Annotated in this window: 18 protein-coding genes; 6 read left to right on the forward strand and 12 right to left on the reverse strand. The window is 43.0% G+C overall.

What is annotated here, in order from left to right:
* Positions 1-60 precede the first annotated feature (60 nt).
* Positions 61-321 carry a hypothetical protein gene (locus AABK37_RS19200; protein ID WP_432553142.1) on the forward strand — a complete coding sequence of 87 codons (261 nt, stop codon included), beginning with the start codon at positions 61-63 and terminating at the stop codon, positions 319-321.
* Between the two features lie 3 nt (positions 322-324).
* Here AABK37_RS19200 and AABK37_RS19205 read toward each other — a convergent pair whose 3' ends face one another.
* From AABK37_RS19205 to AABK37_RS19245, 9 genes are all read right to left on the reverse strand, one after another.
* Entirely contained in the window at positions 325-519 is a 195-nt protein-coding gene (locus AABK37_RS19205; protein ID WP_432553143.1) for a hypothetical protein, read from the reverse strand.
* Between the two features lie 14 nt (positions 520-533).
* On the reverse strand, positions 534-794 hold the full coding sequence (locus tag AABK37_RS19210; protein WP_432553144.1) for a type II toxin-antitoxin system HicA family toxin: 261 nt from the start codon (positions 792-794) through the stop codon (positions 534-536).
* Positions 748-891 carry a type II toxin-antitoxin system HicA family toxin gene (locus AABK37_RS19215; protein WP_432553145.1) on the reverse strand — a complete coding sequence of 48 codons (144 nt, stop codon included), beginning with the start codon at positions 889-891 and terminating at the stop codon, positions 748-750. The genes AABK37_RS19210 and AABK37_RS19215 overlap by 47 nt, the downstream gene beginning before the upstream one ends.
* Positions 884-1,123, reverse strand: coding sequence for a type II toxin-antitoxin system HicB family antitoxin (locus AABK37_RS19220; protein ID WP_432553146.1), 240 nt, complete (start codon positions 1,121-1,123; stop codon positions 884-886). The genes AABK37_RS19215 and AABK37_RS19220 overlap by 8 nt, the downstream gene beginning before the upstream one ends.
* Before the next feature lie 40 nt (positions 1,124-1,163).
* Positions 1,164-3,578, reverse strand: a complete 2,415-nt coding sequence (locus AABK37_RS19225) for an NACHT domain-containing protein (protein WP_432553147.1) — start codon at positions 3,576-3,578, stop codon at positions 1,164-1,166.
* A complete protein-coding gene (locus AABK37_RS19230; protein WP_432553148.1) occupies positions 3,575-4,774 on the reverse strand; it encodes a S8 family peptidase in 1,200 nt (399 codons plus the stop codon). Before AABK37_RS19230 ends, AABK37_RS19225 begins: the two co-directional genes overlap by 4 nt.
* A 285-nt stretch (positions 4,775-5,059) precedes the next feature.
* Complete coding sequence (locus AABK37_RS19235) at positions 5,060-5,536, reverse strand: hypothetical protein (protein WP_432553149.1); 477 nt, start codon at positions 5,534-5,536, stop codon at positions 5,060-5,062.
* Between the two features lie 164 nt (positions 5,537-5,700).
* Positions 5,701-6,909 carry a 4-hydroxy-3-methylbut-2-enyl diphosphate reductase gene (locus AABK37_RS19240; protein ID WP_432553150.1) on the reverse strand — a complete coding sequence of 403 codons (1,209 nt, stop codon included), beginning with the start codon at positions 6,907-6,909 and terminating at the stop codon, positions 5,701-5,703.
* 172 nt (positions 6,910-7,081) lie between these two features.
* The gene (locus tag AABK37_RS19245) at positions 7,082-7,984 is read right to left on the reverse strand and encodes an SGNH/GDSL hydrolase family protein (protein WP_432553151.1); all 903 of its coding nucleotides are present in this window, start codon (positions 7,982-7,984) and stop codon (positions 7,082-7,084) included.
* Between the two features lie 98 nt (positions 7,985-8,082).
* Here AABK37_RS19245 and AABK37_RS19250 point away from each other — a divergent pair, with 98 nt between their 5' ends.
* Positions 8,083-8,424, forward strand: a complete 342-nt coding sequence (locus AABK37_RS19250; protein ID WP_432553152.1) for a hypothetical protein — start codon at positions 8,083-8,085, stop codon at positions 8,422-8,424.
* Here the strand turns inward: AABK37_RS19250 and AABK37_RS19255 are convergent.
* The 3 genes from AABK37_RS19255 to purE form a co-directional block, all read right to left on the reverse strand.
* A complete protein-coding gene (locus AABK37_RS19255; protein ID WP_432553153.1) occupies positions 8,414-9,835 on the reverse strand; it encodes an ammonium transporter in 1,422 nt (473 codons plus the stop codon). The genes AABK37_RS19250 and AABK37_RS19255 overlap by 11 nt on opposite strands.
* A gap of 907 nt (positions 9,836-10,742) precedes the next feature.
* Positions 10,743-10,877, reverse strand: a complete 135-nt coding sequence (locus AABK37_RS19260) for a hypothetical protein (RefSeq protein WP_432553154.1) — start codon at positions 10,875-10,877, stop codon at positions 10,743-10,745.
* A 12-nt stretch (positions 10,878-10,889) separates the two neighbouring features.
* Positions 10,890-11,405 (reverse strand): 5-(carboxyamino)imidazole ribonucleotide mutase, encoded by a 516-nt coding sequence (gene purE, locus AABK37_RS19265; RefSeq protein ID WP_432553155.1) that lies wholly within the window; start codon positions 11,403-11,405, stop codon positions 10,890-10,892.
* Positions 11,406-11,409: 4 nt separating this feature from the next.
* Here purE and AABK37_RS19270 point away from each other — a divergent pair, with 4 nt between their 5' ends.
* The 4 genes from AABK37_RS19270 to AABK37_RS19285 all read left to right on the forward strand — a co-directional run.
* Entirely contained in the window at positions 11,410-11,544 is a 135-nt protein-coding gene (locus AABK37_RS19270) for a hypothetical protein (protein WP_432553156.1), read from the forward strand.
* 6 nt (positions 11,545-11,550) lie between these two features.
* Positions 11,551-12,708 carry an N-acetylglucosamine-6-phosphate deacetylase gene (nagA, locus tag AABK37_RS19275; RefSeq protein ID WP_432553157.1) on the forward strand — a complete coding sequence of 386 codons (1,158 nt, stop codon included), beginning with the start codon at positions 11,551-11,553 and terminating at the stop codon, positions 12,706-12,708.
* A 63-nt stretch (positions 12,709-12,771) separates the two neighbouring features.
* Positions 12,772-13,179 (forward strand): hypothetical protein, encoded by a 408-nt coding sequence (locus tag AABK37_RS19280; protein ID WP_432553158.1) that lies wholly within the window; start codon positions 12,772-12,774, stop codon positions 13,177-13,179.
* A 369-nt stretch (positions 13,180-13,548) separates the two neighbouring features.
* Positions 13,549-16,308 (forward strand): tetratricopeptide repeat protein (locus AABK37_RS19285; RefSeq protein WP_432553159.1); only part of this gene is annotated, 2,760 nt, incomplete at its 3' end.

A 16,308-nucleotide genomic window follows, 5' to 3' on the forward strand; every position in this document is an offset into this window, starting at 1 on the left:
GTCCGCACTAGAGACGCGATATTCCTCGCGTCTGTAGCGATATTCCTCGCGTCTGTAGCGATGTTGGTCGCGTCTGTAGCGATGTTGGTCGCGTCTGTAGCGATGTTAGTCGCGTCTGTAGCGATGTTGGTCGCGTCTGTAGCGATATTCCTCGCGTCTGTAGCGATGTTGGTCGCGTCTGTAGCGATATTCCTCGCGTCTGTAGCGATGTTGGTCGCGTCTGTAGCGATGTTCCTCGCGTCTGTAGCGATGTTCCTCGCGTCTGTAGCGATGTTCCTCGCGTCTGTACAAAAGTCAGAAGGAAAATGGCTTTGTATGTAGCTTTTAGATATGGCTGCTGTATTTCCGCAACGTTGCAAACTGCTGTAAATCAATGCTAACTACTCTGCGGTTTCCATTCTTCGGGAACTCATCTAAATATAGTTCAGTTGCTTCATTGCAAATAGGCGATCGCTTCATAAGATCGTCTCTTTCTAACGCTTCAGTTCCCACCTCACAGACATTCAGCGACGTAAACATCTTCCCACTGTAAGCTAAAGATTTTCAATATAGCGATTCCCACTCAGGTGAGGTACAAAATTATATGGCGGGTTGTAGGGGCACGGCAGTGCCGTGCCCCTACGGGTGTACCTCATTAAACCGAGAAACGCTATAAACTCCTCAACTGAAACTCCAGCTTGATTCAGAATACTCTTAAGCGTCCCAACAGCTACAGTTTTGCGATGTAGTGGCACAACACAACCGACTTCAATCACTTCCTGTTCTTCTCCTTCGTCTACCAGTTGCTTCTTCATTCATTACATGACTGCCACGTTGTCTTACCTGAACAAAGCCTAAATGTTCCAGAACACGAATGACTTCAGAGGCTTTAATTCTGGGTAGCTTAGGCACTAGTCACCTCAAATGTAGTCAACAACCGACGAGGTGCGGTTTCTGAAAGGGGGAACTCATCTAAATATAGTTCAGTTGCTTCTTTCAAATTGGCGATCGCTTCTTCTATCGTCTCTCCCTGACTAGCAGTTCCCACCTCTGGACATTCTGCTACGTAAACATCTTCTTCCCAGTGGAGAATTGCTGTAAAAGTTTGAGTTTTTTTGTCTTGAGTTTGTTTCAATGAACTCATAGAGTGTTTATTTAGCGATATTTCATTACCTTATTGTTGCTCAACCCCTTGGAACCAACAACATCCGCGCTTCAATTCCTTCCCAGGTTTGAGATGACACTCGCACCGCTGCTTGTTTGCACTGGATAATTAGGTAATTTGCATAGAGATAATTGTCCAGTGCGTGCAATTCTTCCGCAGATAAATCGACCATTTCTGAAGTGAGATTGAAAGCATTGAGCCAAGTCTGTATAATGCGGTCAATAAATGCCCGATGAACTTTCTGAGGTTGTATATCATCAGGAACTTGAGTCTTAAGTTCTCTGAGTTGGGCAATTAGCACTGTAAAGTTCACAGCTTTGAAAATTTTTATTTTATCTAGCTGTGTAGCTAGGTTGGTGAGCTCGTCGATGGCGTTGGCGTCAGTGTCGGCGTTGGTGTTGGCTATGGCGTAGGCATCGGCGTAGGCGTTGGCGTTGGCGATGTCGTTGGCGATGGGGTAAGCGATGACGTTGGCGATGGGGTAGGCGTTGGCGATCGCAGCTGCACGTTTACCAACTGGTTTAAAATTACCTAGAGAGCCGACTGTTACTTGTTCTGCCCAGTTTAATAAATCTCGCAACTTAGGGATATTAATGTACTTTTGTGCTTCCTTTTCCATCGCTAACAGCAATTTATCTGCACCACCGCGCATTAATCCAGCCACTAGCAAGAACACCTCTTGCCAGCGTTCATCGGTAAGGTGTTCTGCAACCAATTTTTCGATTAGGTGATGGTCGTCAATATATTTTGCTGTTAAATATTCCTGTAGCGTCAAATGGGAGAATGAATAAATATCCCGTTCTCGTTCTACTAAAATCCCCTGCTGAATAGCTATAGCATCCAACACTGCCTTAGCCTCTAAATGGTTGGGTGCATTGTCATTACTTGCGAGGAACTCTTTTATTTGTCTCACAACTTCTTGGTTAGAAAAGAATAGTTTATTTGCTTCAAAGCCCAAATAAGCAATTTCCGAAAGCATGATTTTCTCTAAATCAACGCCGATTGTCTGATCGATACGGTCTTCTTGAATCCGTTTTTCGGCTCGCCATCTTCTCAGTAATATATCTAAAGCATCACTGTATAACGTAGACCGATTTTTGGGCAAGTCCTGAGATTCGTCATATACTAAACAGAGAAAAGTTAGCAACAGAGGAGTTTGGGCAAGTTCCTTAGTTGCTGTATATTCTTGTTGCTTCAATAAGCGCCAGAACTTTTCCGCAGTTTTTACTTTCTTATCAACCTCTGAGGAAAACCAATTGTGAATAAACTGCTTAATTTGAGTATCATTAAATTCGGCAATAGTAACTTCGGTAAAGTTTTTAAAGTTACGACGATAGGCAGCGATACGGCAAGAGATAATAAACCGATTTTTCTGCCATTTCTCAACAAAACTTTGAATTGGAGTAATTGCCAAATCCATATTATCTGTTGGTATCTCATCCAAGCCATCGAGCAAAATCAACAACTTACCTTGCTCTAATGCTTTAGTTGTAAAATCTTCAACAAGTGGCAATTGACAATCAGCAAATTTCTTTATAATTCTTTGTTTTATATCAATTTCACTATTATTAAATTGTTTCAAATCAATAAAAACCGGAATACATTTATGCTGATATTCGCTTTGATGAGCCTTAAGTGCTTCAAGTCCTATCTTTCGTAATAATGTAGACTTTCCCGCCCCAGGAGCGCCGAGTACCATCAAATATTGCTCCTGATTTGCTACTTCAATCCCATCTTGTGTATTAGCCTTTTCATCTATAAATCTGCGTTTTCCTGGTTGGCGGTAAAGTTCCTCTAAGCTTTCGCCTGACTCAAATTTACGAATGTCTGAGTACTCCAAACATTGCACTGCTGTGTAGATAGAATCCAAATCTACAGGTTTTTGCATTCCCAATATTTGCAGTTTATTGTGGCGTTTGTGGTAGTTAATAATGTATTGTTGGGATGCTTTATAAATTAACTTTTTTGTTTTCTCATCTAAAGGGCGGTTAAGTATATTTATATAAAGGTCAGCGAAATGTTTAACAGCTTCGTCTGGTGCAATTTCCGGCAGCGCAATCAGCTGATCTAGACTGACATGGTTAACTGCTGGTAGTTCCAAAGAGCGTAAAATTGCATTCGCTGAACCTTCGACAACCACAACGCGGCTGAGTGTCCCTCCAATAGGTTTTAAAGAGAGATTTTGCAGTGCTTGGACAGTATCACCCACTGCCTCTGCAAGTTGATTTTTTCGCCGTTCAATTAACGCCTGTCGATAAGCTTCATAAGATGAAAATTGATTCGGATCAAGCGGTGGATTGCTGGCATCTTTTTTAATTTGGTTTTCAGCGCCTAAAGTGATAATTGCCCGAATCTCTTCATTCCCCCGCGCATGTGTCAGAACCTCCTCAAGCAAAGGGTCGATTTTAGCAATCTGGCTTTCATTAAGATTCATAGTGCCGCTGTCACCTGAATTAAACCTTGACCTTGGCGGTTACTTTGCTGTTTTAAATCTTGACAAGTTGAAAGCAGTGCGTCAAACAAACGCCCTACCGTAATTTGTTTGTTGTACTTCTCTAATATTAAAGCTGCTACACCAGAAACGATTGGGGTAGCCATCGAAGTTCCGTCCCAAGCTTCGTAACCGCCACCTTGAACAGATGAATAAACTTTTTCACCAGGAGCAACTAAATAGGGGACGTTGTACTCATGATTATTGATTACTATCTTGCCACTGCCACTAAAATAGGCAACTTGACCGCCAGAGTTTGTAGCACCTACCGAAACCGCGCCTTTACAGTTTGCTGGCGCATCAGTTCTGTTAAATCCATCATTGCCAATAGCGCAAATCGGCAATATTCCCACCGCCAGCAAAGTATCAATTAAATCGCTGATTCCATCATAATATCGAGGAATGCCAGCGGAAATATTTACAATATTCACATCTACGCGAGTTCCCAGCCAGTCAAGCCATAAAAATAAGTCTGATAATTTGCCTGTACCGCGAGGAATGAGAACGCCATTGATCAGTTTAGTTTCTGGTGCTACCCCAATCTGTTGACCGCAAATCAATCCGGCAACGTGAGTGCCATGACCATCGGTATCTTGGCAAGGTATCGACTGAATTTGTTGTGTTCTGTCGTTAAAACTATAAGATTCAGTTACTTTGCCTTGCAATTCCGAGTGGCTGTTGTCGATACCCGTGTCCAGAACAGCAACGGTGATGTTTTTGCCTGTGCCTGTAAATCCCTGTTGACGTGCTTTGTTGAGAGCGATCGCATCCAAATGCCACAAATCTGCTGCTGTGATTTTATCTTTACTAGCTGTTACATTGCGTTCTGGCTGGATCAACTCAATCGGCTGGTCGCGTAATATCAAAGCGTTGGGCAACTCGCGACGCATTTTTATAGCTTCTTCATCCGACATTTCTACAATAGCGGCTCCAGTAATTCCTGAGTAAGTAGGATGCTTTGAGACGTTTTCTGCATCTTCTAACCAATGTTCAATTTCTCTGTGAACTGGATCTTCTTCCCAAAAATCAACCACTTCCTTAACTTGCGCTGGACGACTTTCTGGTGTAAATTTTCGAGATTGCAGTTTTAGCGATCGCGCTACTGATGTCGCCTTGGGTCGAATAATATAAATACTCATCAAATACTGCTGGTTGAAAACTCTGCGGCTTTAAATAGCGTAGGGTGCGTTATAACGAAGTTTAACGCACCAATCGTTTCAGGTGCGTTATGCATTTCGCGGTAACACAACGGCAATATTAGGGGAGGAAAATCCACACCCTAATTTGCCTCCCCTACTAGCGTGGCTGTAGGGTGCGTTATAACTGACATTTATACCCAGAACGTTGCAACGCGAGTTTCCGAACTTCCTGCCACTCCTGAGAATTTATATATTCATAGTATTTTAATGACATAAGATTATTTATCAACTAGTTGCATATTTAAGTACTCGTTCCCATCCCCAACGCCATGCAGTCTCTACTAGCATTTCTTTGCTGTTAGTAAATACAATGTAATCTTTTCCTTTTTCACAAACAATATTTACAACAAGCTGATTGCGTTGGTCATAACCCCAAACTTTAGCAGCACCCTCATACCACCTTTGCCCTTGAGATTGCAGCTGCGGTAAATTGAGCCATTCATCACACCAGCTTCTTGGCTTCCACTGTTCGTCAAGCGCACGAATTAACACAGCGCTGGGGTATTCCATTAGTCTTTCTTGCTGTTGCAACCACACCCAATAGGCAATGACAGATTTTAAGGCATCTTCCAACCCAAAACTACACGCTTCGAGGACATCCTGTACATCTTCTCTGTCAAAATCTACACCAATTCTCGATAATGCATACTCGTACTGCTTGAATACTTCGTACTCGATTGAATCTTTTTCCCAAAACCACACACTTACGTAACCTCCTAACATCAACCTAAAAGTTTTTTAGTCCTTGTGATGCGGACTTCGTTTGTTTAGCCGAGACTTCCAGTCGTCGGGGCAATTCGCCAAAATTCGGATGCACCGAAAATTCTGTCCCTCTCCACGAGTGAAGAGGGAATAAGAGAATGCAGTTAAACTACCGCTGCTGTAGCTTTCAATTCAAAAATCTTCTCAATCACATCTTCAACCACCTTATCGGGTGTAGAAGCACCAGAAGTAATTCCCACAACAATTTCATTATCTGGCAACCAGTTTTCTGTTATTTTCAACTCACCATTTAATTGTCGATGCTCAATCGCATTTCCTGATTTAATTCGCTCCACACAATCGATATGATAAGAAGGAATTTTCTGCTCTACAGCAATTTGTTGCAATTGAGTAGTATTAGAAGAATTAAATCCACCAATTACTACCATCAAATCTAGCTTTTCTTCAACTAAACCCAACATCGCGTCTTGCCGTTCTTGGGTTGCATCGCAGATAGTATTAAAACTTTGAAAATGCTGATTAAAATCAATGGGACCATATTTTTTTAACATGGTACGCTCAAACAGTTTACCAAGTTGCTCGGTTTCGCCTTTGAGCATCGTTGTTTGATTAGCGATACCAACTCTTTCTAAATCTTTATCGGGGTCAAATCCGGCGCTGACTGCTTTGCTAAATTTGGCGATAAACTCTTCACGATTTCCACCATTAAGAATGTAATCAGCAACATATTCAGCTTCTTTCATATTCAGCACAATTAGATATTTACCAGCAAAGGAACTAGTAGCAATCGTTTCTTCGTGCTTATATTTGCCGTGAATAATTGAAGTATAATCGCCTTTTTTATGCTTTTCAACTGTGTTCCAAACTTTTGATACCCAAGGACAAGTAGTATCAACAATTTTGCAGCCTTTCTCGTTAAGTGTCTGCATTTCTTGGACGCTTGCGCCAAAAGCAGGTAATATAACTACATCGCCTGTATTTACCACAGAAAAGTCTTTTTTACCAGCTTCCACAGGGATAAATCCTACTTGCATTTCCAGCATTCGCTGATTTACAGAAGGATTGTGAATAATTTCATTAGTAATCCAAATTCTTTCTGTAGGGAAATGCTTGCGGGTTTCATACGCCATTGCCACAGCACGTTCCACACCCCAACAAAAGCCAAAAGCTTGCGCTAGTTGAATGGTTGTATTACCGCGTTTTAAAGTGTAATTGTTATCGCGGATTTGTTGAATTAAATTGCTTTGATATTCGGATTGCAACTGGGTGGCAACTTCGGCTTGATGACCAAAACCTTTGCGATGATAGTTTTCTGAATGTTGAAGCGATCGCTTAAAAGCTTTTGTATCCATGTTTTTTCGTTAGAGACTCCTCTGTTTTATTGTAGGAGCGCAAAGACACCATTTAAGCGGAGAGAGTGGGGAGACAAGGGAGACAAGGCAGACAAAGAAGACAAGGGAGATGGGGAAGACAATGAAGACGAGGAGGCAAACTCCCCCTGCAAGATGTGCCCCCTGCCCCTTGTCACCTTGTCCCCTTGTCCCCCTTGTCCCCCTTGTCTGCCTTATCCCCCTTGTCTGCCTTATCCCCCTTATCCAGTTCTATCTGAGTGTACATTTGCAAAGCGGAACGCCAGACAAGATAGCCTTGGGGACTTAGGTGTAAGCCATCGGTAGAGAATTCGGGACGAAGATTACCTTGCTTGTTGGTAAACAGGGGATGCAAGTTGAGATATTTCACATTTGCTTTTGTGGCTATATCTTGTAGCTGCTGATTAAGCTTGCGAATGCGACTGTTAGGAATAGCCAGCAGTTTCTCTCGTCTTTCCCAAGTTGCTTCTTCTCCTCCATGCGGCAAAATCGACTGAACCACAATTTGCGCTTTTGGATGCACTCGTCGCAGGTAAGTGATAATTTGTTGCTGATTCTCTAAAATTGTCTCATTGCTTGCACCCCGAATCAGGTCATTAATGCCTATCATCACAAAAATTGTATGAGGCTGGGTGCGATCAAATAAATCTAATCTTTTTAATAGTCCCTCGCTGGTTTCTCCAGAAATTCCCTGATTTAGCCAATTTCTGTCTTCAGGTAATAACTCTGTAGGAAACCACAATGAGAGAGAATCTCCCGCGAGGATACTTAAATTCTGGGGAGGTTTCTCGGCTGCTGCTTTAGCTTCTTTTTTGAGGACATCTACCCACTGCGGATAAGTTAATTTATGGCGAGGTCCTAGTTCAGGCGTAATTTTGGCAGGTGTAATTTGGGGTTGACTGTTGTGCTTGACTGGTGTGGCGGAATGTGCAGACCAAAAAAAAGCGGTCAAACCCTGCTGTCGGAAAATTAGCAAGGCGATCGCTAACATCAGTATGCCGTTGATTACTACGGAGAAAAATGCCCAGGTAGGAAAAATTTTTGCTGGAGTAGACACGCTGAGGAAGTAAAAAGTAAAAAGTGAGCCAGCGCGGTGAGACCAGCCCCCGTCTTCTCCCGAAGGGAGAGGCTAGCGCCAAGGCGGTCTCCGTCACGATGGGGGACTGGCGAACCCTAAGGGTCTTGGAGGTTTCCACGCCAGGTGCTTCTCCTTGCGGAGACGCTGCGCGAACAAGTCGGCAGAGCCGACGGCAGGTGCTACAACGGGGGGAACCCCCCTTCGGGTTCGCCACTTCGACGGGACGGAAACCGACACCGCCGAGTGGACTCACCGCAACGCACTGCCTCCCCAACGCACTGGTTCCCCATGAGCGACTGGCGAACTCCGAAGGAGTAAAAAGTAAAAAGGTAAGAAGAAAGATTTTTTACCTTTTACCTTCTACTTTTTACCTTGGAGCAAAGCGACGGTCAAGGGTGATAAATCGCATTACTTATTAGTAAGACTAATGCGCTCTCCAAATTCTTCGTTGTATCCTTCTTCGCCGTGTTCGTTGATATCCATGCCTTGTAGTTCGGCTTCTTCTTTGATTCGCAACCCGACTGTGACATCTAGAATCTTCAAAATAATCCAGGTGCCGACAGCAGCAATGATATAGGCAACGACAATGGCGATAATTTGTGTTACCAGTTGACCGGGATTGCCAAATAACAAGCCGTTTTTCCCTGCTGAGTTGACTGCGGTGGTGGCAAAGATTCCGGTGAGAATCGCCCCGATTGTCCCACCGACACCATGCACGGGAAAGGTATCTAAGGCATCGTCAATATTGACTTTGTGCTTGAAGCTGACGGCATAAAAGCAAACAAACGAGGTGATACCACCAATTAATATCGCAGCTAGAGGTGTGACAAATCCTGCGGCTGGGGTGATACCAACTAATCCGGCAACTGCACCTGTAGCTGCACCAACTGCTGTTGGTTTACCGCGCAAGACTTTTTCTAAGATTAGCCACATTAAAGCCGCCGCTGCCGCACCTGTGTTGGTGGCGACAAATGCGGTTGTTGCCAAACCGCCAGAAGCCAAGGCACTACCTGCGTTGAAGCCGAACCAGCCAAACCACAGCAAGCCAGCACCCAACAGAATGAAGGGAACGTTGTGCGGAGGGCTAAGACGGTCGGGATAGGTTTTCCGGGGTCCGAGGTACATGGCTGCAACGAGGGCAGAAACACCGGAACTGATATGAACGACTGTACCCCCTGCGAAGTCTAGGGCGCCCAATCCACCATACAAGCCCAAAAATCCGCCTTTAGCCCATACCATGTGCGCTAGGGGGGAGTAAATAAACGTAGACCACAACAGCACAAATAATGAGTAAGCGGTGAAGTTCATCCGCTCGGCGATCGCACCACTAATCAACGCTGGGGTGATAATGGCAAACATGGCTTGATAAATCATGAATGCCTGGTGGGGAATTGTCGGCGCATAGGAAACAACTTCCGCCGGGTTTGTTCCTTTGAGATAATCGGTTGTCTCTAAGCCGACATTGTTCAATCCAAACCACTCTAATCCGCCGATGAACGGATTACCTGGTGCAAAAGCAAGGCTGTAACCCCACAAAATCCAGGTGACTCCAACAATCGCCATCAGCACGAAGCTCATCATCAAGGTATTTAGGACGTTGCGCGATCGCACAAATCCACCATAGAAAAATGCTAGTCCAGGTGTCATCAACAATACCAGTGCTGCACAAATCAGCATAAATGCTGTATCCGCAGCCGTTTGAGCATTAGTGATTGCTGCGTTTACATCTGCGGGTGCTGCGAAGGCATTACCCATCAACGGTCCACCTAGAAGCAATGAGGCGATCGCCCCAATTATCAGAACTTTTTTCAACACTTCTTTTTTGCTCATGAGTACCAACAATTTTCTGTTTTTTACGGAATTTGAGTACTTTTTGATACTCATCCTTCTTTCGGAAGTTACTCAAATTTCTTTTCTGGCAAATCTACCTAAAATATACTCCTTTTTATAGTTCCAAAATTTTAAATCAATGTGCATTTTAGGAAGATTTTGCATATTTTTTTGACAGCAATATTTAACCATACAATTTTTAAAATTTCTTTGCATTTTTGGGAGACAATGTTAATTTTTGTGTTGATTAAGTTTATAGTCAACTGTTTTTAACTCAAGGACAAAGAGCTTATCCCTTAGTTGTCAAGCCGTTTATATAAACATTGTTGAAGTTAATAACAAGAGCGCTACCTCTCTAGATATTACGGATTTTCATCATTATTCATTATTATGTATTTTATATAACAGTCAAGTCTCCTTCATTGACTCTTTAAAAATTATTCTTTCAACACATAATTTTCTGAAAGGGTAACTGAGCATAAACGATAAGATGTCCGTAATTTTATGTAGCCATTTTCAATTTTCAATGCTTCATTGGTCATATATTCCCAGAAAGATACGCTCTTATAATGGCAATCAATTTCTGCAATACACTTTAACTATCCATTTCGGAAAAATTACCTTTTTTAATATCAACACCTGAAATGCAACAATGCACAAACGCCTCTAAACAGAATTCATGAGCATGATTTCTGTAGAGAACTTTTGGTGAATCCACGAATTAAGTTGATTGATTTTCTATTACGCCAATCAGGAATTCTGTAGCCTTAAATACTATTTTTTGGTTTTTGTCTTTACCTGCACCTACCCAAAACCGTAAATAAGGTAACTGTATCCATTACAGTGTCAGTATTTCCAGACATCGGGATATAAAAGTCAAGATATTATTAAATTTCGCTAAAAAAGTTTAATAAATTTTTACATACAGATAATAGGTAATTGGGCATTGGGCATTGGGCATTGGGCAATGGGCAATGGGCAATGGGAATAAAAAGAAGTTTCCTTTCTTTCCATGCCCCATGCCCCATGCCCCATGCCCCATGCCCCCTCTTTTTCACATCTGTGACAAATATTGCTGATAGCCTAGTTGTTCTAACTTTGCTTGCTTTGCCATTACCAAATCGCAGAGATTTTGGCGATATTTTTGGACTTTTTCCAGTAATTCGGGTTGCTGGGTAGCGAGAATTTGTATTGCCAAAAGACCTGCATTTGTGGCATTACCTATTGCCACGGTCGCAACTGGGATACCCGCAGGCATCTGTACAATAGAATACAGTGAATCAATTCCTTGTAAGTGACGGGTGGGGACGGGAACACCGATAACCGGAAGTGGAGTTAAAGATGCCACCATTCCGGGAAGATGAGCAGCACCGCCAGCACCGGCGATAATCACTTTTATGCCGCGTTGGTGTGCAAGTTGTGCGTATTCAACCATGCGTTCTGGGGTACGATGGGCGCTGAGGATGGCAACTTCGGTTTGAATGCCAAATTCTTCACAAATAGCGATCGCACCCTGCATGATGGGTAAATCGGAATCGCTACCCATGATAATACCGATAAGGAAAGTCATAAAAATGGGGAATGGGGAATGGGGAATGGGTAATCGGGCAGGGGGGCAGGGGGGCAGGGGGAGAAATATTTCTTCTTTCTTACCGATGCCCTATGCCCTATGCCCTATGCCCAATTACCAATTAGCAATTACCAATTAGCATGTGATGAGCAAAGCAACGCCCATAGATATTATCAACGCCAGAGTGCCAGGATACAAAGATTTGCAGATGCTCTTTGTTCGTGAGGGTATAATTGAGCGAATTTTGCCAATGACTACAGTTTTCAAACGAGTTGCACCTCCTGGCTTAGAATTGCTGGATCTTCGTGGTGATTGGGTTTCTTTGGGTGGTGTCGATTTGCAGATTAACGGTGCTTTGGGGTTGGCATTTCCGGAATTAAAAGTGGAAAATTTGGACTTTCTCCAGAAAATCTGTGAATATCTTTGGGATGTGGGGGTAGATGGATTTTTACCGACGCTGGTGACAACTTCGGTGGATAATATTCAGCGATCGCTTGCCGTTTGTGCTGATTTTATTTCTCATCAAAAAACAGGTTCGCAAATTCTCGGCATCCATCTAGAGGGACCATTTTTAAATTACCAAAAGCGCGGCGCACATCCAGCAGAATATCTGTTACCTTTAACAATTGAACAAGTAAAGCGAGTTTTGGGCGATTATGCCCAGATTGTCAAAGTTATCACTCTCGCACCAGAGTTAGATCCCACTGGTGAAGTCATTCCTTACTTGCGTTCAAAGGGCATTATCGTTAGTTTAGGACATTCTCAAGCCACCGCTACCCAAGCCGAAGACGCCTTTAAATTGGGTGCAACAATGGTGACTCATGCTTTCAATACCATGCCACCATTACATCATCGCGAACCGGGATTATTAGGGGCAGCAATTATCAATCCTGATGTAATGTGTAGTTTTATTGCCGATGGGGAACATATTTCCCCAATTATGCTAAAAATTCTCCTACGCGCCAGTTCTCACAAAGGGCTTTTTTTAGTAAGTGATGCTTTATCGCCTTTGGGACTTGCTGATGGAGTGTATCCTTGGGATACTCGGCAAATTGAAGTTAAAAACGGCACGGCAAGATTGGCGGATGGAACTTTATCGGGGACAACTTTACCTTTATTGGTGGGAGTGCAGAATCTGGTAAAGTGGGGTTGTGATGTAGAAGAAGCGATCGCGCTTGCTACTGATGCACCCAGACAGGCAATTGGATTACCAGGAATTTCTCCAAATCAACCCGCCAAATTATTACGCTGGCATTGGGATGAAGCGACAAAAGAACTCACTTGGCAGCGACTATTGAGCTAAATTTTGCGTAAAGGTAATGTATATCTATGTATGTAATATAGACTAAATAAACTTTATAAACTAATGGATATAGCTATACTCGTTAAATTTCTCGCTCCCTGTCTGCCATTTTTGTTGAAGGTAGGTAATAAAGCTGTAGAAGGGGCATCTGAAAAAGTAGGTGAAGATGTTTGGAATAAAGCCAAAGCTATTTGGGCTAAGTTACATCCTAAGGTAGAAGCAAAGGAAGCAGCTAAAGAAGCAGCAACGGATGTGGCACAAAAGCCAGAGGATGAAGATTTACAAGCTAGTTTGCGGGTGCAACTGAAAAAGATTTTGGATGCGGATACAGCACTTGCTGAGGAAATAGCTAAGATTTTGCAAGCATCGACTGACAAACCTGGTGACAATGTTCAGGTGAGTGCTAATGCTTACGACCAAAGTACGGTAAAGCAAGTTGGGAAGATGGACGCAAACCAAGTGAGTTTTTAATTGAGTGGGGTGGGCAGTACCCTACCCACCCTACAAATTTTGATGTTTCGAGTTCCGAACACGAAGTTTCGAGTTCTAAGCACGAACTTCCGAGTTCCGAATACCAAGTTTCGAGTTCCAAGCACCAAGTTTCGAGTTCTGAACACAAACTTCCGAGTTCCGAACACCAAGTTTCGAGTTCCAAACACCAAGTTTCAAGTTCTGAACACAAACTTCCGAGTTCCGAACACCAAGTTTCGAGTTCCAAACACCAAGTTTCGAGTTCTGAACACAAACTTCCGAGTTCTGAACACGAAGTTTCGAGTTCCGAACACCAAGTTTCGAGTTGACAGTCACAATATCAAGCAAAATTTTTACCTACTGTAAGCAATGGCAGAGGAACCCAACGCCAGTAACTCGAACAATATTGAAATGAATGCCACTGCCCACGGTGATAGTAAAGTAACTATGGTAGGGCAGTTAAATGCAGCAGAAGTCAAATTTAATGTTAACGACATAGTACCAATACTAGAGCGATTACAACAAATCTCCAAAGTAGAATCACCTGGGGTTCTCAAAGCTGGCAACTCCCCCAAAAGTTTGGCTTACTGGCAGGGACGGAAAACGGAAATCGCCCAAATACAGCAATGGTTAACTGATGAAAATACTTTCCTAATTGGCATAGAAGGCATCGGTGGCACGGGTAAATCGATGCTGGCAGCTAAAATTTATGAGGAAATTGAGGGTTTTTCTAAGCGATTTTGGGGTGATGTCAGTAATGGGGCAAGTTTTAGCGATTTAGCTAGGCAAGTATTAACAGAATTTGGCTTTCCGGTTCCAGAACAAGAAGCCAACTTAGTGGAAGCGCTAGTTAAGTGTTTGCGAACTGGTCAATTTTTACTGATTATTGACAACCTGGAGAGTTTATTACAACCAGATAGACAATGGGGAAGTTTATTCTACGGCGACTTTTTCAACGCTTGGGTAGAATCTGGCGGTCATAGTAAGGTGTTAGTCACTACCAGAGAAAGACCAGAATTAAAAGGCTTTGAATGGCTACCCCTGAAAGGTTTGCAAGTAGAAGAAGGGGTAGCACTTTTAACTGCATTGGGCATTCGCGGAGATTTAGGGGAGTTTGTCGAATTGGTAGATGGGCATCCCCTACTATTGCGCTTGGTAGCAGATTTATTAAAAGAAGAATATCCCCAAGACACTGATTTAAGACGACTAGCAGATTTAGGTTTAGGAAATTTGCAGCAGTTGTTAACAGATCCCCAAATGGTAGGTGTCCATCGCCGGGAAAATGTGGGGATGGCGTTGGTGTTGGATGCCAGTTTTAAGCGGTTGAGTGAGTTGCAAAAGGTTTTATTGCTTAATATTAGTGTTTATCGTGGTGCAATTGACAGCGCAGCAGCCGTGGCAGTGTTGCCAGGAAGTTCAGAAACAGAGATTGAGGGAGAACTGAGGAACCTTATTAAGCGTTCTTTGTTGTTAGAAAAACTCAATGGCAAGCGGTGGTATGAGTTTCAGCCTGTTGTTTTAGAATATGCGCGGTATAAAGCTGGTATTCAGACAGAGGCGCATCAGCGAGCTATCAATTACTATCTTTTGAATGTTAAACCAGCACCTTGGCAAACTAGAGAAGATATTAAGGAATATTTAGAAATCTTTTATCAATGGTATCAACTAGAAAATTATGACTCAGCATTCGATGCATTAAGCAATTGCAATATTTTTTTGAGCTTGCGGGGCTATTACACTGACCAAGTTGACTTATGGGGGCAGTTGATAGCAGCTTTGGAAAAAACTGGCGAGAGAGAAAACTGGAATTATCAGGCTGCTCTCACGAACTTGGGCGTTGCTTACCAATCCTTGGGACAATATCAACAAGCGATTGAGTTCTGCCAGCAGTCTTTGCAGATAGCTAGGGAGATAAGCGATCGCAATTGTGAAGGCAAATCCTTATCTAATTTGGGTCTTGCTTACTTAGACCAGGGGCAATACCAACAAGCGATTGATTTATTGCAGCAGTCATTGGAAATAGCCAGGGAGATAAATGCTCGCAATTCTGAAGGCATATGCTTAATGAATTTGGGTCTTGCTTACTTATACCAGGGGCAATACCAACAAGCAATTGAGTTTTTGCAGCAGTCAAAGCAAATCGCTACGGAGATAAGCGATCGCAATACTCAAGGCAAATCTTTGGGCAATTTGGGTCTTGCTTACTTCTCCCAAGGGCAATACCAACAAGCGATTGAGTTCTTCCAAGAGTCAAAGCAAATCGCTAGGGAGATAAATGATCGCAATTTTGAAGGCTCATCTTTAATGAATTTGGGTCTTGCTTACTTAAACCAGGGGCAATACCAACAAGCGATTGAGTTATTTCAGCAGTCAAAGCAAATCTCTACGGAGATAAGTGATCGCAATACTCAAGGCAAATCTTTGGGCAATTTGGGTCTTGCTTACTTAAACCAGGGGCAATACCAACAAGCAATTGAGTTTTTGCAGCAGTCAAAACAAATAGCTACGGAGATAAATGATCGCAATTCTGAAGGCTCATCTTTAATGAATTTGGGTCTTGCTTACTTATACCAGGGGCAATACCAACAAGCAATTGAGTTTTTGCAGCAGTCAAAGCAAATAGCTACGGAGATAAATGATCGCGATTCTGAAGGCAAATCTTTAAATAACTTGGGTCTTGCTTACTTAAACCAGGGACACTACCAACAAGCGATTGAGTTCTTCCAAGAGTCAAAGCAAATAGCTACGGAGATAAGCGATCGCAATACTGAAGGCTCATGCTTAATGAATTTGGGTCTTGCTTACTTATATCAGGGGCAATACCAAGAAGCGATTAAGTTCTTCCAGCAGTCAAAGCAAATCGCTCTTGAGATAGGCGATCGCAATACTGAAGGCAAATCTTTAGCGAATTTGAGTAATGTTTACTTCTCCCTGGGGCAATACCAAGAAGCGATTGAGTTTTTGCAGCAGTCATTGCAAATAGCTACCGAGATTGGCGATCGCAATGGCGAAGGTACTTCCTTGGGCAATTTGGGCAATGCTTACAACTCCCTGGGACAGTACCAACGGGCGATTGAGTTCTTGCAGCAGTCTTTGGAAATATCTAGGGAGATAGGCGATCGCAATGGC

It is taken from the genome of Tolypothrix sp. VBCCA 56010, from assembly GCF_050875635.1.
In the GTDB taxonomy this organism is placed as follows: Bacteria; Cyanobacteriota; Cyanobacteriia; order Cyanobacteriales; family Nostocaceae; genus Hassallia.